Here is a 22,531-nt window from a genome sequence, read left to right as displayed (position 1 = left end):
TCATGAAAAGATTAGCTGCTTCTACTTATAATATCGTACAGATTGCAGGTACCATATTTGAACGAGAAGATAAGCTAACACGTGAGTCGACCCCCTTCATCCATGAGGAAGGCGAGGATTCATGTATGACATTAAAGTTTAAAACAAGAGAAGCGGTCACACATATCGCTCCATATGCGCTGGGGAAGACGATTGGCGACTTACAGAAGGAGCATGGTCTGACCTCAATCAGAAAGCTCTCAGAAAATGAAAATATATATGGCTGCTCCCCGAAAGTGAAGAAATGGTTTAAAGAAAACGGGAGCGACCTGTTTTTGTATCCGGACGGAGCTGTTGTCGATCTTAGTCAAAAGGTTTCAGCGTTTCTAGGGGTTCCGAAAGAACAGCTCGTATTTGGGAATGGATCGGATGAAGTGATCCGACTGCTGACGAGGGCATATTTGAGCGCTGGCGACGAAGCCATTATGGCCGATGTTACGTTTCCTAGATATCAAACCAATGTGTTTCTAGAGGGAGGCACTCCGGTCATTGTCCCTCTCGTAAACGGTACCCATGACTTACAGAGGATGCATGACCACATCACTCCAAAAACGAAGCTGATCTTTGTGTGTAATCCCAACAACCCAACCGGAACCATTGTCGGGAAGAAAGAACTTCTGCACTTTATCGGGAGCGTACCGTCTCACATCCTGGTGGTGGTGGATGAAGCCTATATGGAGTACGTTACAACCGATGACTATCTAGAAACCCTGCCTCTTCTGTCAGCATTCGAAAACCTGATCGTTCTTAGAACATTTTCAAAAATATATGGCCTGGCAGGTTTAAGAGTCGGGTTCGGTGTCATGAATGAAGAAATAGCTGAACAGCTTCGAAAAGTGAAAGATGTCTTCAATGTGAATACCGTTGCCCAGAAGTCAGCGATCATTGCCCTGGAAGACCAAGCGTTTATTAGGGAGTGTGCCCATAAGAACGAGCAGGGGCGTCATTATTTGGAAAGTGAATTTGATCGTCTGGGGATATCCTATTTCCCGTCTCAATCGAACTTTATCATGGTCGACACGGGAATGAATGGTGACACGGTCTCATATGAACTTGTGAAAAGGGGGCTCGTCGTCCGTTCAGGAACTCTTCTTGGATATCCAACCACGGTTCGTGTCACGATTGGAACACAGGACGATAACAAGAGATTCGTAGGAGCACTGGAAGACATTTTGCAAAACGAAGGGGTGAACTAAATGGATATCAAACCCCAGACGTTGGAGTGGCAGTCTGCCTATAAATTAATGATCGGCTCGATTTTGCCCAGGCCGATTGCCTTTGTTTCATCCCTTGATGAAGATGGGAATGCGAACCTGGCACCTTACAGCTTCTTTACGGCGATTTCTGCAGAGCCTATGCTGGTCTGCTTCTCCCCCATGAGAAGAGGGAAGGATGGCAGCAAAAAGGATACCCTAGAAAATATCGAGAAAACGAAGGAATTCGTCATCAATATCGTAAGTGAAGAGTTTGTGGAGGAAATGAATAACTGTGCCATTGAATTTGAATCGACAATTGATGAATTCGAGCAAGTCGGTCTGACGAAGAAAGAGTCCATTACGGTAAAACCTCCAGGCGTATCTGAAAGCAAGGTGCAATTGGAATGCGTTCTTCATGAGGTTCTTCACTTCGGAGATCAACCTGGTGCAGGGAGCCTTGTCATCGGGAAGGTAGAATGTGTGAGAATCGATGATGAACTCTATTACGACGGAAAAATAGATTCAAAGAAACTCAAGCCGGTGGGAAGACTTGCCGGTCAGATGTACACCAAACCATTATCCGATTCATTTGAATTGATTCGAAAAAGGTGATGTTACGTGAAGCTGGTTAGTTTTTTAAAAGAAGGAGAAGTAAGGGCAGGGATTGTTCAGGATGATCTTATAGTGGACATCCATGCTGTAAGCAATGGGTCGCTCCCTAAAGACATGTTATCAATTATCGATCTTGGAGAAGAAGGCATGAAAAGGATGAAGGAGCTCGGTACCTTGTCGGAAAAAGACAAGGGAGTGCATTCATTACGTGATGTCACCCTGTATTCACCAATTCCAAGGCCTGTCAGCATCCGGGATTTCTATGCGTTTGAAGAGCATGTGAAAACGGCCCGTAAACGGAGGGGACTGGATGTTGTGCCGGAATGGTATGACATCCCCGTCTTCTATTTCACCAATCATTTGGCAGTAAAGGGTCCTCTCGATCACATTGAAAAGCCGGCTGACTGTGAGTGGCTGGATTATGAATTGGAAATCGCCTGCGTGATTGGCAAAGAAGGAAAAAACATTTCAAAAGACAACGCGGAAGACTATATTTATGGTTATTTCATCATGAACGACTGGAGTGCTAGAGACATCCAGAAGCATGAGATGAAAGTAGGGCTTGGTCCAGCAAAAGGAAAGGACTTTGCCACTTCTTTCGGTCCTTATTTAGTGACGAAAGATGAACTGGAGACCTATAGAAAAGGAGACCGTTTTGACCTGCCTATGACGGGGAAGGTGAATGGGAAACTCTTATCCGAGGGGAATTATCAGGATATTCATTATACATTTGCAGACATGATCGAGCGTGCCTCCAAAGACGTCACCCTGTATCCCGGTGAGGTAATTGGATCCGGGACTGTAGGAACCGGATGCATTTTAGAGCTGGGTCCTGAGACGCATCCTTGGTTGAAGCCGGGGGACGTAGTGGAATTAGAAATTTCGGGATTAGGTGTTCTGCGTAATACAATTGTAAGCAGAAGAGAGGAGGAAAACCATGTACTATCGTCAACTGGGGAAAATACCTCACAAACGTCACACCATGTTTAAAAAGGACGATGGCACGCTTTATAGAGAGCAGGTCATGGGGACGAAGGGATTCTCGGGAACACAGTCGATTCTGTATCATCATCATTTGCCGACGGCTGTGGCAAAAACCGAATATTTAGGGAGTTATATGCCGGAGTTTGAGGAAGAGGGTGCACTACGTCATCGACATTTCTTTACAGACAGACTCGAGAAAAAAGGCTGTGCCTTAAAGAGCCGTGAGTATTTACTTGGTAATTCGGATCTATTGATTGGAACCGCCTATGTCACAGAAGAGATGACAAGCTTTTACCGAAATGGTGATGGAGATGAAATGCTTTATATCCATTATGGTAAAGGAAAGGTGGAGACGTTGTTCGGAACGATCTCCTATGGAAAAGGGGATTATGTGGTGATCCCAATCGGGACCATCTACCGTGTCGTTCCTGAAGAAGAGACGAAGATGCTGATCGTCGAGTCCTTCAGTCAGATTACCACCCCTCGCCGTTATCGCAATGAGTACGGACAGTTACTAGAGCACAGTCCTTTTTGTGAACGGGATCTACGAGGACCTGAGAAGCTTGCAACCATGAATGAAGAGGGCGAATTCGAAGTAATCACCAAATCAAGGGGAGGGCTTCATTCCCATGTGTTAAATCATCATCCACTGGACGTCGTCGGCTGGGATGGCTACCTGTATCCTTGGGTGTTCAACATTGAGGATTTTGAGCCGATTACAGGACGCGTGCATCAGCCGCCTCCTGTTCATCAAACGTTTGAAGGGCATAACTTCGTTGTCTGCTCATTTGTTCCAAGATTATACGACTACCATCCGGAATCGATTCCGGCTCCTTATAATCACAGCAACGTGAACAGTGATGAGCTGCTGTACTATGTTGAAGGAAACTTCATGAGCAGAAAGGGAATCAAAGAAGGTTCGATTACCCTCCACCCGAGCGGGATTCCACACGGTCCTCATCCAGGAACGACAGAAGCCAGTATCGGGAAAAAAGAAACCCTCGAGCTAGCCGTGATGATCGATACCTTCAAACCGTTGAAGATCGTTAAAAAAGCAAAGGATGTCGAAGATCCGAATTATATGTTTACATGGGTATAAAAGAAGAATCAATCCAAAGACCATCTGGTTGCTTGGATTGATTTTTTTATTTGTATAAAGTATAAAAAAGAGTCAATTCCATTTTGGGAGAATATATTTCTTCACGGAAGATTATTCATGATAGTAGAGAAAGTGGACTAAAAATCCTAGGTTGAAAAGTATGACGGAATAAAAGATTAGAAGGAGTTGTATGGAATCCGTTTCTTTTTGCTGCTCGTTTTTCAGGTTAATAAAAATTCATTCTTTCTATTTAATAGAGAGGTGAATTCTCATTTATGAATAATCAGTGAGAATCTATCAGTCATATACACACAGGGACAAACTCCCCGAAACCCCATTCTCAGAGGATTTTGTCGAAAAATTTTCAAAAGAGATCCCCACCAGAACTGAAGCGTCATTCCCCCATTAAATAAAAAAATTTCAAAAAAATTTTTCTCCCGACAAACTCTATAAGGACAAAGATGTAAGCGTTTACTTATAATCAGATTAATCTAAATAGTCAAATAATTTATAAAAAGCCTGTTGACCTTCCTTAAAAACGGGAGTAATATTGTCCTCAATAAAAAAATCTGAGCCAGCAGTAAACAGCAGGAATACCGAATCAAGCCGGCTGTACGAATGAGCTCCAAGTCAACGGTCTTTCGTTGCAAAAATAAAATTCCGAATAATCAAATAAACTTCAACCAGGAAAGGAATGATTAACATGAACGAACAATGGATCTACTTAGACGGACAATACGTAAAAAAGGAAGACGCAGTTGTATCTGTGTACGACCATGGTTTTCTATATGGAGATGGAGTGTTCGAAGGGATTCGAATGTATGATGGGAATGTGTTCCGTCTGGAAGAGCATGTTGATCGCCTTTATGACTCAGCAAAATCCATCATGTTGCATATCGAAGTGTCGAAAGAAGAAATGTGTGACATTATCGTTGATACATTGAAAAAGAATCAACTCGAGAATGCCTATATACGAGTGGTCATTTCTAGAGGTGTTGGAAACCTGGGATTGGATCCATTTTCTTGTAGGAAGCCACAAATCATTGTCATTGCAGAACAATTAGCCCTATTCCCTAAGAGCTTATACGAAACGGGTATCGATATCGTTACGGTGGCCAGCCGTCGAAATCGTGCAGATGTTCTTTCACCAAAGGTTAAATCCTTAAACTACTTAAATAACATTCTCGTTAAAATCGAAGCGAACCTCGCTGGTGTAAGCGAAGCATTAATGTTGAACGATCAAGGATATGTAGCAGAGGGATCCGCAGACAATATCTTCATTGTCAAAAAAGGAAAGATCCTCACGCCTCCCGGATATGTAGGGGCCCTTGAAGGAATCACCCGTAATGCCATCATCGAGATTGCCGGGAAATTAGGATTCGAGATGAAGGAAGAAGTCTTCACCCGTCATGATGTGTATACAGCGGATGAAGTGTTCTTAACAGGGACAGCCGCCGAAGTCATTGCCGTTGTAAAGGTTGACGGACGTGTAATCGGTGAAGGAAAACCTGGAAAGTATACAACCCAATTATTGCAGGAGTTCAGAAACACTGTCACGCAGGATGGAAGAAAAGCTTACAAACAGAATGCTCAAGTTGGCTAAGTTGGAGGTGATGACGTGAGAAGTGACATGATCAAGAAAGGAATCGACCGGGCTCCCCACCGCAGTTTACTATATGCGACGGGAGTCAAGCTCGAAGACATGGAAAAACCATTTATCGGGGTGTGCAACTCATACATCGATATCATTCCCGGTCATATGCATTTAAACGGATTTGCCCAAGTGGTAAAAGAAGCGATCCGGGAAGCCGGCGGGATTCCATTCGAATTCAACACAATCGGTGTGGATGATGGGATCGCCATGGGACATATCGGGATGAGGTACTCATTGCCAAGCCGGGAACTGATTGCCGACTCAGCAGAAACCGTCATCAACGCTCACTGGTTCGACGGAGTGTTCTACATTCCGAACTGTGACAAGATCACACCGGGAATGCTCATGTCAGCGGTTCGAACAAACGTCCCATCGGTTTTCGTATCGGGAGGGCCGATGGAAGCGGGGGTTTCCAGTGAAGGGAAACCATTATCACTCGTATCCGTTTTCGAAGGGGTCGGTGCCCATCAGTCAGGAAGGATGACGGCGGAACAACTTCTTGATATTGAAGCCAATGCGTGTCCGACATGCGGATCATGCTCAGGAATGTTCACAGCAAACTCCATGAATTCCCTGATGGAAATGCTTGGAATGGCTCCTCCGGGAAATGGCACGATTGTTGCCACATCGGAAGAGCGGCATCAGTTAATCAAGGATGCAGCCAAATATTTAGTGGAAATGGTGAAAAAGGATATTAAACCAAGAGACATCATAACGGAAGACACCATCGATGATGCCTTCGCGTTAGACATGGCCATGGGAGGTTCTACCAATACCGTCCTGCACACATTGGCCATTGCCAATGAAGCAGAAATCGATTATGACATCAACCGGATCAATAAAGTCGCTGAACGAGTTCCCTATTTATCTAAAATAAGCCCGGCCTCAGATTACTCCATGCAGGACGTCCATAACGCTGGAGGGGTCAGCGCCATCATTAAAGAGCTATGTGAAATGGAAGCTGTACACAAAGATCGCATCACCATTACAGGGAAGTCTCTTTATGAAAATGTGAAGGATGCTCATATTCAAAATGACGATGTCATCCGTCGCAGGGAAAACGCCCACAGTCCTGTCGGAGGATTATCCATCCTCTTTGGAAATATCGCTCCAAACGGTGGAGTCATCAAAGTCGGAGCAGTCGACCCATCCATTAAAACCTTCATGGGTGAAGCGATTGTATACGAATCTCAGGATGACGCACTTGCCGGCATCGAAAGTGGAGAGGTGAAAGAAGGGCATGTAGTGGTGATCCGGTATGAAGGGCCAAAGGGTGGTCCGGGAATGCCGGAGATGCTGGCACCGACGGCAGCCATTGCAGGAAGGGGCCTTGAAAAGAAAGTCGCACTTATGACAGACGGTCGATTTTCAGGAGCATCCCGGGGCATTTCAATCGGTCATGTCTCACCGGAAGCTGCCGAAGGAGGACCGATCGGTGTGGTTGAAAATGGAGATCCCATCTTCATTGATCTGACGAATCGAACGATTTCCCTCATGGTTTCAGAAACAGAACTTCAGTTCAGGCAAAAGGAGTGGGTACAGCCCCCACCAAAGATCAGAAAAGGTTACTTAGCAAGATATGCCAAGCTTGTCACGTCAGCCAGTACAGGTGGAATTTTGAAAACGGAATAGAGTAAAGCGTTGAAGAGGTAAAAGGATTGGAAATCGTATTTTCAGAGAGCTGGTGGTGCTGCAAACCAGTAATACATCCAATACCGACATCCCCTCTGAGTATCGTTCTGAACCTCTAAAAGTAGGAACGATCGAGTAGATGATACTCGTTACAAAAACAAAGGCTGGTGAAACCAATCAGTCTGCAAAGGGAGATGATATCCGTTGTCTCTGAATTAGGGTGGTACCGTGGAAAGGATGAAGACCTTTTCGCCCCTGCGAAAGATGAACTCTGTCGTAGTGGGTGGAAAGGTCTTTTTTGTTTGGGAAAGAGCTCATTAAGTACATTTGATTGGTAGGAAAATTGTTAACTGAAATTATGGTGTAGAGTCCCGGCGGCTAGTCCCTCGAGGTCATAAGTCAATCTCGTCAAAAAGGCAAAGAGCCTTTTAAAGCGTCCTTGCCTTATGCTTGTCGGGCCTGACCAAGCCGCCTGCGCATTTCAGATTAAGGAGGAGATAGGCAATGAGAGCGAAGGTAGAGGCAGAACCGGCTTCACAGACACTAACAGAAAACGTCAACGGTGCTGATATGCTCATGAAAGCTTTGAAGGAGGAAAAGGTTGAGATTCTGTTTGGGTACCCTGGAGGAGCGGTCTTGCCGATTTACGATGCTCTATACAAAGCCCCGATCAAGCACGTTCTCGCTCGTCATGAGCAAGGAGCCATCCATGCGGCAGAAGGGTATGCCCGTGTATCAGGGAGACCGGGTGTGGTCATTGCCACGTCAGGACCGGGAGCAACGAATTTAGTAACAGGGATTGCCGATGCCATGATGGATTCACTGCCTCTTGTTATTTTTACCGGGCAGGTGGCTTCAGGGGTCATCGGAACCGATGCTTTCCAGGAAGCGGACGTAGTCGGGATTACGATACCGATCACCAAACATAATTATCAGGTGCGTGATATTAAAGATTTACCGAGGATTGTGAAGGAAGCCTTTCATATCGCATCAACGGGCAGGCCCGGACCAGTACTTGTCGACATTCCGAAAGACTTGACACTGCAGCAAGCTTATCCGGTAAACGATGTGGAAATGGACTTACCGGGGTACCAGCCTAACTTCTATCCCAATCCACTCCAAATCAAGAAACTGGTGGAAGCCATCAAGGTATCCAGGCAGCCGGTCATCTTAGCTGGAGCAGGAGTCCTTCACGGAAAAGCAACGGAGGAACTGAAGACTTTCGCAGAACAATATGACATCCCGGTGATTCACACCCTCTTAGGTTTAGGTGGATTTCCGGCAGATCACCCGTTGTTTCTCGGCATGGCGGGGATGCATGGGTGTTATGCAAGCAATATGGCCCTCCACGAATGTGACTTACTTATCAATATTGGTGCTCGATTTGACGACAGGCTGACAGGGAATCTCGCTACCTTTGCACCACGGGCCAAGGTGGTCCATATAGACATCGATCCCGCTGAGATCGGGAAGAACGTCAAAACGCAGATCCCGATCGTAGCCGATGCCAAACAGGCACTGGAAAAACTCCTTCAACATGCGGAAGAGAAGCCTGATTTCGATGCCTGGCATCATCATCTCAAGTCATACAAAAGGGAATATCCTTTCTGGTATAACCAGGCCCACGATGTTCTTTCACCTCAACGCCTCATCGAACAGGTGTATGAAATGACAAACGGGGAAGCGGTTGTCACAACAGACGTGGGGCAGCATCAAATGTGGGCGGCACAGTATTACTCTTTTAAAAAGCCGAATAATTGGGTCACTTCCGGCGGCCTTGGCACGATGGGATTCGGATTTCCGGCAGCGATCGGGGCTCAGTTAGCGAACCCTTCAAGTACAGTGGTTGCTTTTGTAGGCGATGGCGGATTCCAGATGACTCTTCAAGAGCTGGTGCTGCTAAAAGAGTTGAACCTTCCTGTTAAAGTGGTGCTTCTCAATAACGGTACCCTCGGAATGGTGAGACAGTGGCAGGAGACATTCTTTGAAGAAAGATACTCACAGTCGGTTTTCGCTATGCAGCCTGACTTTGTGAAACTGGCCGAATCATACGGAATCAAAGGACATCAAGTGAAAACCCAGGAAGACGTGGATTCTGTTTTAAAAGAAGCATTAACAAGTGATGAACCGGTACTCATCGATTGCTGGGTGAATCCTAAGGAAAATGTCTACCCGATGGTGGCTCCAGGAAAAGGATTACACGAAATGTTAGGAGTGAAACCATGAGGAAACGGATTGTAACGGCTCTTGTTCATAACCGGAGCGGTGTCTTGAATCGGGTGACCGGATTGTTTACAAAGCGTCAGTTCAACATCGAAAGCATTTCAGTAGGCTACACAGAAGTCGAAGGGATTTCGAGAATGACTTTTGTCGTCAATGTTGAAGACGATCGCAAAATTGAACAGCTCTTAAAACAGCTTCATAAACAAATTGATGTCCTCAAGGTCTCCGACATCACGGATCAAGGCGTAGTTGCAAGGGAACTGGCACTCATCAAGGTGTTAAGTACAGGGCAGACCCGATCTGAAATCAATGGAATCGTAGAACCTTTCAGGGCCGCCATCATTGATGTGGCAAGGGACAGCGTAACCGTCCAGGTAACAGGCGAAACATCCAAAATTGAAGCCATCATCGATCTGTTAAGACCATACGGAATCAAAGAAATTGCCCGAACAGGCATCACGGCATTCGCAAGGGGAAATGGTAAATCGGTAACGGATTTAAAACAGTATTCAATCGTGAATTAGAAGTTGAATGGATGCTTTAAAAAAACGTATTATTCAAAAAATGGAGAGGATGAGGGAAATGGTAAAGGTATATTATAACGGAGATGTAAATGAAGAGGTTTTAAAAGGGAAGAAGGTAGCGGTTATCGGTTATGGTTCACAAGGTCACGCACATGCTCAAAACCTGAAGGAAAGCGGATTTGATGTGGTAGTGGGGTTGAGAAAAGGAAAGTCGTGGGACCAGGCGGAAAAAGACGGATTTGATGTCTACTCCGTCCGGGAAGCAAGTGAACAGGCAGACGTCATCATGGTACTCCTGCCGGATGAGCATCAACCGAAAGTGTATGAGGCAGAAATCAAGCCGGCCCTGTCAACAGGGAAAGCACTGGCATTTGCACACGGATTCAATATTCATTTCCACCAAGTCGTTCCCCCGGAAGATGTAGATGTATTCCTGGTAGCACCGAAAGGACCGGGGCACCTGGTAAGAAGAACATTTGAAGAAGGAGCCGGAGTGCCCGCACTATTTGGGGTTTATCAAGATGCTTCAGGTCAAGCCGGTGAACTGGCGCTAGCGTATGCAAAAGGTGTAGGGGCAGGACGCGCAGGAATCCTGGAAACATCCTTCCAGGAAGAAACAGAAACCGATCTATTCGGGGAACAAGCAGTCCTGTGTGGAGGGGTAACATCCCTTGTAAAAGCAGGATTCGAAACGCTGGTCGAAGCCGGTTATCAAAAAGAGGTCGCCTATTTCGAGTGTTTACACGAATTGAAGCTGATCGTTGACCTAATGTATGAGCAGGGATTAGAAGGAATGCGCTTCTCAATCTCAGACACGGCTCAATGGGGAGACTTCGTTTCAGGTCCACGGGTGGTGAACGAAGAAACGAAAGCCCGCATGAAGGAAGTATTAACGGATATCCAAACAGGAAAATTTGCGAAGGGATGGATCTTGGAGAACCAGGCAAACCGTCCGGAGTTTAACGCCATCAACCAGCGTGAAAGTCAGCATCCGATTGAAGTCGTTGGAAAAGAGCTTCGTAAAATGATGCCATTTGTTCAGAAACCTTCTACTAAAGAAAAGGAAGTGGTTGCGAATGCGAACCATTGAGATTTTTGACACAACCCTACGGGACGGTGAACAGTCAGCGGGTGTAAATCTAAATACGATTGAAAAGATCGAAGTAGCAAAGCAGCTGGAAAGGCTGGGGGTAGACGTAATTGAAGCCGGGTTTCCTGCAGCTTCAAAAGGAGACTTCGATGCCGTGCAGAGAATCGGTTCCACGATCAAAAACAGCTCTGTTACAGGGCTGGCACGAGCCCAACTACGGGATATCGATGCGGTTTGGGAATCTCTTAAGGGTACTGCGGAACCAAGATTGCATGTGTTCCTTGCAACCTCACCCATTCACATGACCCATAAGTTAAAGATGTCCCCTGATCAGGTCATTGATACAGCCGTTCAGGCCGTTCAATATGCTAAGAAATTTTTCCCGGTTGTTCAGTGGTCGGCAGAAGATGCGTGCCGAACAGACTTGAATTTCTTAGTGAAGATCATGGAGAGAGTCATTGCAGCAGGGGCTTCGGTCATTAACCTGCCCGATACGGTAGGGTATATTACTCCCCAAAAATACGGAGAACTCTTTCGATACGTAAGAGAAAACGTTCCGAATATTGACGGAGTAAAGCTATCGGCTCATTGTCATGATGATCTGGGAATGGCGACAGCCAATTCACTGGCTGCCATTGAAAACGGAGCCGATCAAATTGAAGGAACGATCAATGGGATCGGAGAAAGGGCTGGAAATGCAGCTCTGGAAGAGATCGCAGTGGCTCTTAGAATCCGGGAAGATTTTTACGGAGCCACCACCCGCCTGAAACTAGATGAAATTAAGAAAACAAGCTCTCTTGTCAGTAAGCTGACGGGGATGAGAGTACCAGCTAACAAAGCGGTTGTAGGTGATAATGCTTTCGCTCATGAATCAGGTATTCACCAGGACGGAATGCTGAAGGAAAAAACAACGTACGAAATCATCACCCCTGAGTTGATTGGAGTGAATGCAACCCGCCTGGTTCTGGGAAAACACTCCGGACGTCACGCCTTTAAAAATAAGGTAGTTGAATTGGGATTTGAACTTTCAGATGAGAAGCTTAATGAAGCATTTCATGCATTCAAGGATCTGGCGGATAAGAAGAAGGAAATCGTCGATGAAGATCTATTCAGCATCCTGACGAATAAGCAAACGGAAATGGCCGATGGAGTCGGCTTTACGTTAGAAAGAATGCAGGTCCAATATGGCATGGACAATATCCCGACGGCCACGATCGAATTGAAGTTTGAGGATGGAAGTGTAACCCAGCTCGCTTCAACGGGTTCAGGAAGTGTAGAAGCCATCTACAATACAATCGAAAAGATACTGCCAAGTCCTTCTAGATTATTAGATTACAAGATCAACTCAGTCGGAGGGGGCCGGGATGCCCTTGCAGAAGTCTATGTCCGACTCGAATATAACGGAGAAAATACAAGTGGAAGAGGAACCGCCCAGGATGTATTAGAAGCATCAGCCCGTGCTTATCTGAATGCAGTGAACCGATCAGCACAACGGAAATCACAGTCCATGGAGAAGGAAGCAGTGGAAGCCAGCTTGTAAGACAGAGAAGCCTTGTATACCAAGGCTCTCCCATAAGACCAATCAAAACAGGAGGTAATTCTAATGAAGAAAAAAATCGCTGTACTACCAGGAGACGGTATCGGTCAAGAGATTATGGACGGGGCATTAGAAGTACTGAACGCAGTGGGTGATTGGTTCGGTCATGAATTCGAAGTCGAAAAAGGTCACATCGGCGGGTCTGCCGTCGATCGCTTCGGTACACCCTTACCTCCTGAAACAATCAAGCTTTGTAAAGATAGTGATGCCGTATTACTTGGGGCCGTTGGAGGACCAAAATGGGAACATCTTCCGAAAGAGCTTCGTCCTGAAAAAGGTCTCCTGGCGATCCGCAAAGAGTTCAACCTTTTCGCGAATCTGAGACCGGTGAAAGCATTTGAAAGTTTACTAGGTGCATCCCCACTAAAACAGGAGATTGTAGAAGAAGTAGATTTGGTGATTGTCAGAGAACTGACAGGAGGATTGTACTTCGGTCAGCCGTCCGGTCGTCAAGGGAAGCGAGACGAAGTTGCAGTTGATACCCTTGTATATGAAAAAAGTGAAATCGAACGAATCGTTCATAAAGCCTTCAAGCTGGCTCAAAAGCGCAAGAAAAAACTAACGTCCGTCGACAAGGCAAATGTTCTGGAAACAAGTCGAATGTGGCGTGAAGTCGTGAATGAAGTCGCCGTTGAATACCCGGATGTGGAAGTGGAGCACATGCTGGTCGATGTAGCGGCCATGAAGCTGATGTATCAGCCGAAGCAATTCGATGTTTTAGTAACTGAGAATATGTTCGGGGATATCCTGAGTGACGAAGCCTCCATGATCACAGGCTCACTCGGAATGCTCCCTTCCGCCAGTTTAAGAGGGGACTCCTTCGGGCTTTACGAACCGGTACACGGATCTGCACCTGATATCGCTGGAAAGGGAAAAGCTAATCCACTGGCCATGATTCTATCGGTTGCTATGATGCTGCGACACTCCTTCGGTTTAAAAGAAGAAGCGGAAATGATCGAAATGGCCGTCCAGGAAGTATTGAATGCAGGCTACCGTACAGGAGATCTTTGGACGATGGGACGCGGAACCGTTGTAGGGACGGGTGCCATGAGCCAGCTGGTTGTAGAGCGCTTAGAAGCGGATCATGCGCTGTCTTCAATCTTGGCGGCTTACTTGTAGGGTAGAATGTGCATGTCGGATTTTGCAGAGGCGTTACTGAAATTGGTTTTGTGGAAGCAAACAGATTATAAAGAAGTTGATTGAAGCGGAAGGCACTCGACTCCTGCGAGTATAGCGGGACAGGTGAGACCCCACAGGCGCTTGCACCGAGGAGGCTAACCGCCCGCCCCGCGGAAAGCGAGTGCCTGGAGCGGAAATCAACCACTACTCGCTTAGCAACAATTCTATCAATACAGTCTTAACTGAATAAAAATCTTACCAAACCAGGAGGGAGTTCATGGCAGGGAAAAATATCATCGAAAAGATATGGGAAAAACACATTGTACACAGAGAAAAGGGAAAGCCGGATTTACTGTATATTGATTTGCACCTTGTACATGAAGTTACGTCTCCCCAAGCATTTGAAGGTCTTCGAATAAAGAATCGCAAGGTGAGAAGACCTGATTTAACTTATGCCACGATGGATCACAATGTACCGACGAGAGAGCGTCACATCATCAGAGATGAAATCGCTCGACTGCAGATGGATACGTTAAAGAAAAATTGCGCAGAATTTGATGTCACTCTTGCCGATATTCACCATCCTGATCAAGGGATTGTCCACGTCATCGGTCCAGAGCTCGGTTTGACACAGCCGGGGAAAACCATTGTTTGCGGAGACAGCCATACCTCAACCCACGGAGCCTTCGGAGCACTGGCCTTCGGGATTGGCACGAGTGAAGTGGAGCATGTATTAGCAACTCAAACCCTCTGGCAATCCAGGCCGAAAACTCTTCAAGTGGAAGTGACGGGAGAGTTGGGATTCGGTGTCACAGCCAAAGACGTGATCTTAAACATCATTTCTACCTACGGGGTAGGATTTGGAACCGGATATGTCATCGAATTCACCGGTGAAGTGATCCGCAATCTATCCATGGAAGAAAGAATGACCGTCTGTAATATGAGCATAGAAGCAGGAGCAAAAGCGGGATTAATCAGTCCTGACGAGACGACCTTCGATTATTTAAATGGAAGAGAATATCTTCCTAAAGATAAATCGTTTGAACAATGTAAAGAAGAGTGGAGATCCTTAACGAGTGACAAGGACGCAACCTATGATCACAAAATTGAGGTGAAGGGTGAGGAGATTGAACCTCATGTAACATGGGGAACCAATCCTGGAATGGGCGCATCGATTTCGAGGTCCGTCCCTCATCCGGAACAGTACGTAGACCCTTCTGAAAGAGAAGGGGTTGAAAGGGCGATCCATTATATGGGGCTCGAGTCGGGAATGAGAATCGAGGATATCGAGGTTGATTATGTGTTTATTGGCTCGTGTACGAATTCTCGTTTGAGTGACTTGAGGGCGGCTGCGGAGGTGGTAAAAGGCCACACTGTAAAGCCGGGCGTAACCGCTTTGGTTGTTCCGGGTTCATTTAAAGTGAAGAAAGAGGCGGAAGAGGAAGGGTTGGATACCATTTTTAAAGAAGCCGGATTCCAGTGGAGGGAAGCAGGCTGCAGCATGTGCCTGGCTATGAATGATGATATCGTGCCTCCAGGCAAACGCTGTGCATCGACTTCCAACCGGAACTTTGAAGGCCGGCAAGGAAACGGATCGAGAACCCATTTATTGAGCCCGTCCATGGCCGCAGCGGCTGCCGTGACTGGAAAACTGACAGATGTACGAAAGCTTGAAAAGATGCCGATTTCTTAGGAGGTGAAAAGGTGGCGATCAATCATGTGGAAGGAAAAGTGTTTCCTCTCAGAAGAGACAATGTAGACACCGATCAAATCATACCGAAACAGTTTTTAAAAAGGATTGAGCGTAAAGGCTTCGGCCAGTACTTGTTTTATCATTGGCGGTTTGAAGACGATGGGAAGTCGCTAAGAGACGATTTCATATTAGACACACCTCAATATCAAAACGCCGAGGTCCTCGTCGGTGGAAAGAATTTCGGTTGTGGATCCTCAAGGGAACACGCACCGTGGGCCCTTCAAGACTATGGGTTTAAAGTAATCATCGCCAAAAGCTTTGCTGATATTTTTTATAACAACTGTTTGAAAAATGGGATCCTGCCCATTCAACTGGATGAAAAAACAGTGGATGCACTTTTGAAAAATGAGAATCATGTAGATTTATATAAAATTGAAGTGTCCCTTGAGCATCAGACCATTTGTGATTCAGAAGGACTTCGCTTCTCTTTTGACATTGACCCTTACTGGAAGACGATGCTTTTAAAAGGACTGGATGAGATTGATTTGACGTTACATTACGGAAAAAATATTGAAGAATACGAAAAAAATCATGAGGTGAGTGGCTTGGGAATTTAATGGATAACACTGAAGTTGTAGAAGCAATGGAAAGAATCAGTCATCAGGTGCATCGAACACCGTTAAAGCAATCATCGACGCTGAATACGTTCACAGGTGGAGAGATCTATTTGAAAATGGAGAACCTGCAGCGAACAGGTTCCTTCAAAGTAAGAGGCGCAATGAATAAAATCATGTCATTGTCTGAAGAAGAAGCGGGTAGAGGCATCATTGCCGCATCTGCAGGAAATCATGCCCAAGGTGTGGCACTGGCTTCATCCCTGCGCGGAGTTCCGTCGAAAATCTTCATGCCGAAACGGACACCTTCCACAAAAATAGCGGCAACGAAACATTACGGAGCTGAAATTGTTCTGACTGGAGACACCTATCAGGAAGCCTACGGGGCAGCACTTGAAGAGAAAATCAGAAATGGCTCGACGTATGTTCATGCATTTGATGATCATAAAGTGATGGCTGGGCAAGGCACAGTCGCACTGGAAATGCTTCAGCAACTCAGTGATTTAGACATGATCCTGGTACCTGTTGGCGGAGGAGGCCTGTTGGCCGGGATGGCACTGGCCGTAAAAGCCTTTAACCCCCGAGTACAAATCGTCGGCGTACAGGCACTGGGAGCCCCTGCTACGTATAACTTTTTTACAGGAAGAAACAAAGGATCCCTGGAGCATGTACACACCATTGCGGACGGGATCCTCGTCAAGAAGCCTGGAGAGCTCACGTTTCCGATCATCCGTCAGTATGTAGACGATATGGTCACCGTTACGGATGAAGAAATCTCCTATAGTATCATGTTTATGCTTCAACGGGAAAAAACGCTGGTTGAAGGAGCAGGAGCAGCATCCTTAGCGGCAGCCATGTGCCAAAAGGTCGAGGTACATGGAAAGAAAGTCGGCTGTGTCATCAGTGGAGGAAATGCCGACCCAAGTAAGATCCCTGTGTATCGTGATCTATCCAAAATGGCCAGACAGCTGCACTATATTGTGTAAAAGAAGGACGGCTCTTAACTGCATGTTAGTTAGGAGCGGTCCTCTGTTTTTACTAGCGTTGGGGCAGTTGTTAGGTGTTCGAGTTTGTTCACAATTTGGCACAACAAACGGTAAAAGTGGCACAAGTTTGGTGGAAAGTGGCACAACAAATCGCAAAAGTGGCACAAGTTTGACCGAAAGTGGCACAATATCAGCGATCATGACGATGTACAAGCAGTGAAACCAACCCAACTAGCACATAGCACCACATTATGCAGGAAAGGTACATTTTAAGACAGATACTTTAGCAACACAGTCTTAATTTGCTCGTATAAAAATAATTCTCCCAATCTATGAATAATGAAAGCTCTTACATTCAATAAATACGTAAATACCTATTGTAATAGGTAATTTTTTCAACTATAATGTCCACTATACAAGAACAAATGTACATATGAAATAAACAAATGGAGGTTTTCGGCTTATGGAATCAATTTCAATCGGACTTTTAGGACTCGGAACGGTGGGAGCCGGAGTGGTGAAGATTGTAGAGAATCATCAGGATAAACTGTCCCATCAAATCGGCTGCCCTGTGAAGGTAAAGAAAGCCCTTGTTCAGGATTTAGAGAAAGATAGAGGACTGGAAATGGAAAACAGCATACTGACCTTAAATCCTGAGGACGTCCTGTTTGATCCTGAAATTGATATTGTGGTCGAGGTAATGGGAGGAATCGAAGCGACGAAGGAACATCTCCTCCATGCACTGCACCAGAAGAAGCATATCGTAACGGCAAACAAGGATCTTATGGCGCTTCACGGGCCGGAATTACTAAGGACAGCCTCAGAAAACGGCTGTGACCTATTCTACGAAGCCAGCGTTGCAGGGGGTATCCCGATTTTAAGAAGTTTAGTAGATGGCCTTGCCTCCGATCGCATCACGAAAATGATGGGAATCGTCAACGGAACGACGAACTTTATTTTGACGAAGATGACGAAAGAGGGACGGACCTTCGATGATGTTCTCAAGGAAGCCCAGGACTTAGGATATGCAGAAGCGGATCCGACGGCAGATGTAGGCGGCTTGGATGCAGCGAGAAAGATGGCGATTCTTTCAACATTAGGGTTTTCTATGAACGTCGATTTAGCCGATGTGAAAGTGAAAGGGATTACGGAAGTGACGGGTGATGACATCCAATATGCCGAGCAATTCGGCTACACAGTGAAGCTCATCGGCTACGCTCACCGTGAAGGAGATAGTGTTGAAGTGAACGTGGAACCCACTCTGCTGCAAAATGAACATCCACTCGCATCCGTTCATGATGAATATAACGCAGTGTACGTATACGGGGAAGCGGTTGGTGAAACGATGTTTTACGGTCCGGGGGCAGGAAGTCTTCCAACTGCCACAGCCGTCGTATCAGATATGGTAGGAATTATGAAGAATATGAGATTGGGAGTCACGGGTAAGAGTGCGGTGAACCCGCAGTTCCCTAAAAAGTTAAAAGAACGGAATGAAATTCATTCAAAATATTTCTTGCGTCTGCACGTTCAGGATGAAGTAGGCGTTTTAGCAAAACTCACTTCCATCTTCTCGAATCACGGTGTCAGTTTTGAGAAGATTCTGCAGAATCCGTTAGACAGTGATGAGTTTGCTGAAATTGTCCTTGTGACTCATAAATCATCTCTTGATCATTACGAAGACATTTTGATGGAGCTGAAGGATTATGAAGCGGTTCATTCGATCGAAAGTTCATACCGTGTAGAAGGGGGAGACAAAGGATGAGATGGAAAGGGTTACTGGAGCAGTATGGAGAGCATCTTCCATTAAATGATGACACGCCTCTTTTAACTTTAAATGAAGGGAATACTCCCTTGGTTGAATTAAAAACGCTGTCCCGGGAATGGGGCATCGAGTTGAATGTAAAGGTAGAGGGAGCAAACCCTACCGGATCCTTTAAAGATCGCGGTATGGTTCTCGCCGTTGCCAAAGCGGTAGAGTCAGGGAGTTCGACGGTCATTTGCGCCTCTACTGGAAATACCTCTGCTTCAGCAGCGGCCTATGCAGCGAGGGCAGGAATCAAATGTATCGTGGTCATCCCCGAGGGGAAAATTGCTCAAGGGAAATTAGCTCAAGCTGTCATGTATGGTGCCGAAATCATTTCCATCGAAGGGAATTTTGATGAAGCCCTGGAAATCGTCCGTGAGTTGAGTAAAACCGAATCTGTGACTCTGGTGAATTCAGTGAATCCGTATCGTTTGGAAGGACAGAAAACAGCCGCTTTTGAAGTCATCGAAGGGTTGGGTGAGGCCCCTGATGTGCTTGCGATCCCTGTCGGTAATGCGGGAAATATTTCAGCATACTGGAAAGGATTCAAAGAATATCATGAGCTCAAAGCTTCAACTTTACCACGAATGTTTGGCTTTGAAGCATCTGGAGCAGCAGCTCTGGTCCATGACAGGGTGTTTCCTCAGCCTGAAACGATTGCCACTGCGATCCGAATCGGGAACCCGGCAAGCTGGACATTAGCAATCGACGCGTTGAAGGAATCAAACGGATATATTGATGAAGTAACCGATGACGAAATTCTTGAGGCCTACCAGCTGCTTGCAAGTAAAGAAGGGATCTTTGCCGAGCCCGCTTCATGTGCATCGATTGCAGGAATAAAGAAATCATTAGATAAAGGCTTGATCGAAAAAGGTTCAAAGATAGTGGCGGTGCTGACAGGTAACGGCTTAAAGGATCCGGTTACGGCCATGGAATGCAGTCCGGTCATACCGGTGAAATTGCCAAACGATCGTGAAATGGTGAAGGACTATATTAAAGGGACAATTGGCGTATGAAAAGACATGACTCCCGCTCCTGGAAGATCATTGTCCCTGGAAGCACAGCCAATTTAGGCGCTGGATTTGATTCTCTAGGCTTGGCGTTAAATGTATTTTTAACCGTTGAGGTACATGAAGCAGAAGATTGGCAAGTGATTCCCCTTTCTTCTGCCCTGGAGGTCTTTCCGACTGATGAGTCTCATTTTATAGTAGAGGTCGTGAAAGAGGTGGCAGATGACTATGGTAAGAAGCCTTCTCCTTGTCACCTCTACGTATCCAGTGACATTCCGTTAACGAGAGGGTTAGGCTCCAGCGCAGCCGCGGTTGTGGCGGGCATTGAGCTTGCCAATGCCCTGTGTGAGCTGGATCTGACCCAGGAAGAGAAACTGGCACTTGCGAATCGATTTGAAGGTCATCCCGATAACGTGGGAGCTTCACTATATGGTGGGTTTGTAGTCAGCTGTCAGCATGAAAAGGGTGTGAGTCTTTTATCGATTCCCGATCTGCCGATTGATGTGGTATGCGTGATTCCTAAAGCTGAACTGAAAACATCGGATTCCCGAAATGTACTTCCCGCCAGTCTTTCCTTTGACGAATCCGTGGAAGCCGGAGCGATTTCAAATGTACTGGTGGCAGCGTTTCTAACGGGAGATTGGGAAACAGTTGGGAAAATGATGAAGCGAGACAGGTATCATCAGCCCCACCGAAGAAAGCTGCTTCCTCACTACGATGCAGTAGAAGGGGTAGCGGGCCGTTTCGGGGCATTCGGTGTCGCCTTAAGCGGTGCCGGCCCGACGATTGCCTGCTTTGTGGAACGGGAAGCAAGTGAATGGCTCGCACGGCAGTTGGAACAGTCCTTCCCAAGCATGAACGTCCGCAAACTATCCATCTCACCATCCGGAAGCAGCATCACCACCCAACAACTAAAGGTCCGTCCCTCGTCGCTTTGAAACAGGCGAGGGACGGACCTTGTTTGGTTGAGGAGAAAGCTTGGTTCGTATGGTTATTTTTCTGTTGAAATCATAAAACAATTATCTGTTTCATTTACGATTAGGTAGTAGGGTGATTGATGGGACATGCCCATTTCTTCGCGGAGTTCTTTTGGGATATGGACGGTTCCTTTTTCTGAGACGTAGCGCTTGTTATGAGTAGAGTCTTTGACCGCTCGCTTAATGTATATACAGTTGTTTTGGTAAACGAGTTCTGCAAGTCTTCCTGGAACTAGTCCAAACTGGTCTCGCCATTTGTGTGGGAGGGTAATCGTACCGCTTTTACTGAATGTTTTGCTACCATACATCGTGCTCAACATGTAGCATCACCTGCTTTCACTATCATTGCTTCTCTTTTTTCCTCTTCCATGAAATATAAACACAATTTTGAAAAAATAGGAAGAAGGTTGGGGGGTGTTTAAAGTTAGGAGGTCAGTGGAATAAAAAGGTATAACCCCTAGTACGGAGGTGTGAATCATCGATCCAATCCAAATTTTGTTTTTGCTTGTAATTGGCTACAGTGTTTTTACCATTGATAATAAGAAAAAGAATGTTCCTGTTCCAGTAGTCTTACTTCTGTTTGGAATAGGGCTGTCGTACGTACCTGCTTTTTCTGACGTCAACTTAACGAAAGACATTATTTTTGAATGGTTTCTACCATCCTTATTATTTATTTCCGCATATCAATTTTCAACAAAATCCTTAAAAAAGCATGTTGGAATCATCTCTATCCTTAGTACAGTGGGGATTATTATTACGACCCTTCTGATGAGCCTGCTCTTTTATTACGGTTTACATCCGTGGCTTTCCATTTCGTTTGTAGAGGCTCTATTAATCGCAACGATCCTGACGCCTACGGATCCTGTTTCCGTTGTATCTATATTAAAAGAATCTTCCAATCACCAGGACATAGCAGATGTTGTAGAAGGTGAGTCAATGATCAATGATGGGACAAGCATCGTGCTCTTTACGGTTGTGGCAGGAGTCTACTTTGGGGAAAGATCCATTTCAGTGCCTTCTTTTCTTTTGGAATTTCTTTTGGTTTCCTTAGGGGGAGTCGCGATTGGTGTGTCACTCGGTTGGCTGGCGAGTAAAGCCATCCACTTCACAACTGATTCCAGATATCAGATCATGCTTAGCATTATTCTTGCTTATGGAACCTTTTACATAGGGGAAGAGCTTGGTGTTTCAGGCGTACTGGCTACTGTATTCTCAGGGATCATGCTTTCGTATGAATACGGAAGAACGATTAAAGAACATCATTTTAGAAAGGATCTAGATGGTTTCTGGACAGTCATGGAACCGACCATTCTCACCTTTTTATTCCTATTAATCGGGATCCAGGCGACACAGTATTTGTCTTTCTCACTAACCGGGTGGATCTTCTTCCTATTTATTCTCTCCTTAGTGGTTCGCTATGTTATTATTATTGGTGTTGTCAAAATGAAAAAAACCTGGAGAAAAAAGTACGGATGGAAGGAAGTATTCATATTAACTTGGTCCGGTATTAAAGGAACTATGTCTGTTGCCTTATTACTAAGTATAGATGGACAAGGACCTCAGCTACTCCATTCCTTGACATTTGGAGTCATCCTGCTTTCTCTCATCATACAAAGCATAGGAATTTACCCTTTGACGACTTTCTTTTTGAAAGGAAAATAAGTCTTCAAAGAATTTA

At 45.7% G+C, this 22,531-nt stretch carries 19 protein-coding genes and 1 other annotated feature; of the genes, 18 read left to right on the top strand and 1 reads right to left on the bottom strand.

Translation table 11 applies throughout. The annotated features are described in order from the left end of the window. The first annotated feature begins 2 nt into the window (after positions 1-2). The 17 genes from hisC to thrB all read left to right on the top strand — a co-directional run bounded on the left by hisC (position 3) and on the right by thrB (position 20,814). Positions 3-1,235: a histidinol-phosphate transaminase gene (hisC, locus tag AC6CIB_RS10290; RefSeq protein ID WP_498280267.1), complete on the top strand. Its 1,233-nt coding sequence runs from the start codon at positions 3-5 to the stop codon at positions 1,233-1,235. Continuing rightward, positions 1,236-1,847, top strand: coding sequence for a flavin reductase family protein (locus AC6CIB_RS10285; RefSeq protein ID WP_498280265.1), 612 nt, complete (start codon positions 1,236-1,238; stop codon positions 1,845-1,847). It abuts the gene before it with no gap. 6 nt (positions 1,848-1,853) lie between these two features. Next, positions 1,854-2,837, top strand: coding sequence for a fumarylacetoacetate hydrolase family protein (locus tag AC6CIB_RS10280; protein ID WP_498280263.1), 984 nt, complete (start codon positions 1,854-1,856; stop codon positions 2,835-2,837). Further along, a complete protein-coding gene (locus AC6CIB_RS10275) occupies positions 2,785-3,930 on the top strand; it encodes a homogentisate 1,2-dioxygenase (protein ID WP_498280261.1) in 1,146 nt (381 codons plus the stop codon). Before AC6CIB_RS10280 ends, AC6CIB_RS10275 begins: the two co-directional genes overlap by 53 nt. A gap of 703 nt (positions 3,931-4,633) precedes the next feature. Further along, positions 4,634-5,533 (top strand): branched-chain-amino-acid transaminase, encoded by a 900-nt coding sequence (gene ilvE / locus AC6CIB_RS10270; protein ID WP_498280259.1) that lies wholly within the window; start codon positions 4,634-4,636, stop codon positions 5,531-5,533. A 15-nt stretch (positions 5,534-5,548) separates the two neighbouring features. After that, the gene (ilvD, locus tag AC6CIB_RS10265; RefSeq protein ID WP_498280257.1) at positions 5,549-7,216 is read left to right on the top strand and encodes a dihydroxy-acid dehydratase; all 1,668 of its coding nucleotides are present in this window, start codon (positions 5,549-5,551) and stop codon (positions 7,214-7,216) included. Next, positions 7,217-7,476: a binding site (T-box leader), on the top strand. 244 nt (positions 7,477-7,720) lie between these two features. Then, entirely contained in the window at positions 7,721-9,442 is a 1,722-nt protein-coding gene (gene ilvB / locus AC6CIB_RS10260) for an acetolactate synthase large subunit (RefSeq protein ID WP_498280255.1), read from the top strand. Next, a complete protein-coding gene (gene ilvN / locus AC6CIB_RS10255; RefSeq protein ID WP_044339131.1) occupies positions 9,439-9,963 on the top strand; it encodes an acetolactate synthase small subunit in 525 nt (174 codons plus the stop codon). Before ilvB ends, ilvN begins: the two co-directional genes overlap by 4 nt. A 7-nt stretch (positions 9,964-9,970) precedes the next feature. Further along, on the top strand, positions 9,971-11,053 hold the full coding sequence (gene ilvC, locus AC6CIB_RS10250; protein ID WP_498280253.1) for a ketol-acid reductoisomerase: 1,083 nt from the start codon (positions 9,971-9,973) through the stop codon (positions 11,051-11,053). Continuing rightward, the gene (locus AC6CIB_RS10245) at positions 11,040-12,593 is read left to right on the top strand and encodes a 2-isopropylmalate synthase (protein ID WP_498280251.1); all 1,554 of its coding nucleotides are present in this window, start codon (positions 11,040-11,042) and stop codon (positions 12,591-12,593) included. Before ilvC ends, AC6CIB_RS10245 begins: the two co-directional genes overlap by 14 nt. Positions 12,594-12,656: 63 nt before the next feature. Next, positions 12,657-13,769 carry a 3-isopropylmalate dehydrogenase gene (leuB, locus tag AC6CIB_RS10240; protein WP_498280249.1) on the top strand — a complete coding sequence of 371 codons (1,113 nt, stop codon included), beginning with the start codon at positions 12,657-12,659 and terminating at the stop codon, positions 13,767-13,769. Positions 13,770-14,046: 277 nt separating this feature from the next. Continuing rightward, a complete protein-coding gene (leuC, locus tag AC6CIB_RS10235; protein WP_498280247.1) occupies positions 14,047-15,462 on the top strand; it encodes a 3-isopropylmalate dehydratase large subunit in 1,416 nt (471 codons plus the stop codon). A gap of 11 nt (positions 15,463-15,473) precedes the next feature. Continuing rightward, the gene (gene leuD, locus AC6CIB_RS10230) at positions 15,474-16,079 is read left to right on the top strand and encodes a 3-isopropylmalate dehydratase small subunit (protein WP_498280245.1); all 606 of its coding nucleotides are present in this window, start codon (positions 15,474-15,476) and stop codon (positions 16,077-16,079) included. Beyond that, positions 16,079-17,062 (top strand): threonine ammonia-lyase, encoded by a 984-nt coding sequence (ilvA, locus tag AC6CIB_RS10225; RefSeq protein ID WP_498280243.1) that lies wholly within the window; start codon positions 16,079-16,081, stop codon positions 17,060-17,062. The genes leuD and ilvA overlap by 1 nt, the downstream gene beginning before the upstream one ends. Before the next feature lie 463 nt (positions 17,063-17,525). Beyond that, complete coding sequence (locus AC6CIB_RS10220) at positions 17,526-18,824, top strand: homoserine dehydrogenase (RefSeq protein ID WP_498280241.1); 1,299 nt, start codon at positions 17,526-17,528, stop codon at positions 18,822-18,824. Further along, positions 18,821-19,882 carry a threonine synthase gene (gene thrC, locus AC6CIB_RS10215; RefSeq protein WP_498280239.1) on the top strand — a complete coding sequence of 354 codons (1,062 nt, stop codon included), beginning with the start codon at positions 18,821-18,823 and terminating at the stop codon, positions 19,880-19,882. Before AC6CIB_RS10220 ends, thrC begins: the two co-directional genes overlap by 4 nt. Further along, a complete protein-coding gene (thrB, locus tag AC6CIB_RS10210) occupies positions 19,879-20,814 on the top strand; it encodes a homoserine kinase (RefSeq protein ID WP_498280237.1) in 936 nt (311 codons plus the stop codon). The genes thrC and thrB overlap by 4 nt, the downstream gene beginning before the upstream one ends. A gap of 53 nt (positions 20,815-20,867) precedes the next feature. Here the strand turns inward: thrB and AC6CIB_RS10205 are convergent, their stop codons facing one another. Further along, positions 20,868-21,173: an AbrB/MazE/SpoVT family DNA-binding domain-containing protein gene (locus AC6CIB_RS10205; protein WP_498280235.1), complete on the bottom strand. Its 306-nt coding sequence runs from the start codon at positions 21,171-21,173 to the stop codon at positions 20,868-20,870. A gap of 175 nt (positions 21,174-21,348) precedes the next feature. Here AC6CIB_RS10205 and AC6CIB_RS10200 point away from each other — a divergent pair, with 175 nt between their 5' ends. Beyond that, on the top strand, positions 21,349-22,515 hold the full coding sequence (locus AC6CIB_RS10200) for a cation:proton antiporter (RefSeq protein WP_498280233.1): 1,167 nt from the start codon (positions 21,349-21,351) through the stop codon (positions 22,513-22,515). Positions 22,516-22,531: the final 16 nt, after the last annotated feature.

It is taken from the genome of Rossellomorea sp. GQ25 (assembly GCF_059758515.1).
The sequence above is the reverse complement of the archived record's forward strand: the minus strand, read 5'-3'. Positions and strand labels throughout refer to the sequence as shown.

Excerpts from the sequence above, each read along its gene's own strand:
- hisC (WP_498280267.1), top strand. The coding sequence starts at position 3 with ATGAAAAGATTAGCTGCTTCTACTTATAATATCGTACAGATTGCAGGT.
- AC6CIB_RS10285 (WP_498280265.1), top strand. The coding sequence starts at position 1,236 with ATGGATATCAAACCCCAGACGTTGGAGTGGCAGTCTGCCTATAAATTA.
- AC6CIB_RS10275 (WP_498280261.1), top strand. The coding sequence starts at position 2,785 with ATGTACTATCGTCAACTGGGGAAAATACCTCACAAACGTCACACCATG.
- ilvE (WP_498280259.1), top strand. The coding sequence starts at position 4,634 with ATGAACGAACAATGGATCTACTTAGACGGACAATACGTAAAAAAGGAA.
- ilvB (WP_498280255.1), top strand. The coding sequence starts at position 7,721 with ATGAGAGCGAAGGTAGAGGCAGAACCGGCTTCACAGACACTAACAGAA.
- ilvN (WP_044339131.1), top strand. The coding sequence starts at position 9,439 with ATGAGGAAACGGATTGTAACGGCTCTTGTTCATAACCGGAGCGGTGTC.
- ilvC (WP_498280253.1), top strand. The coding sequence starts at position 9,971 with ATGGATGCTTTAAAAAAACGTATTATTCAAAAAATGGAGAGGATGAGG.
- AC6CIB_RS10245 (WP_498280251.1), top strand. The coding sequence starts at position 11,040 with ATGCGAACCATTGAGATTTTTGACACAACCCTACGGGACGGTGAACAG.
- leuB (WP_498280249.1), top strand. The coding sequence starts at position 12,657 with ATGAAGAAAAAAATCGCTGTACTACCAGGAGACGGTATCGGTCAAGAG.
- leuC (WP_498280247.1), top strand. The coding sequence starts at position 14,047 with ATGGCAGGGAAAAATATCATCGAAAAGATATGGGAAAAACACATTGTA.
- ilvA (WP_498280243.1), top strand. The coding sequence starts at position 16,079 with ATGGATAACACTGAAGTTGTAGAAGCAATGGAAAGAATCAGTCATCAG.
- AC6CIB_RS10220 (WP_498280241.1), top strand. The coding sequence starts at position 17,526 with ATGGAATCAATTTCAATCGGACTTTTAGGACTCGGAACGGTGGGAGCC.
- thrC (WP_498280239.1), top strand. The coding sequence starts at position 18,821 with ATGAGATGGAAAGGGTTACTGGAGCAGTATGGAGAGCATCTTCCATTA.
- thrB (WP_498280237.1), top strand. The coding sequence starts at position 19,879 with ATGAAAAGACATGACTCCCGCTCCTGGAAGATCATTGTCCCTGGAAGC.
- AC6CIB_RS10205 (WP_498280235.1), bottom strand. The coding sequence starts at position 21,173 with ATGTTGAGCACGATGTATGGTAGCAAAACATTCAGTAAAAGCGGTACG.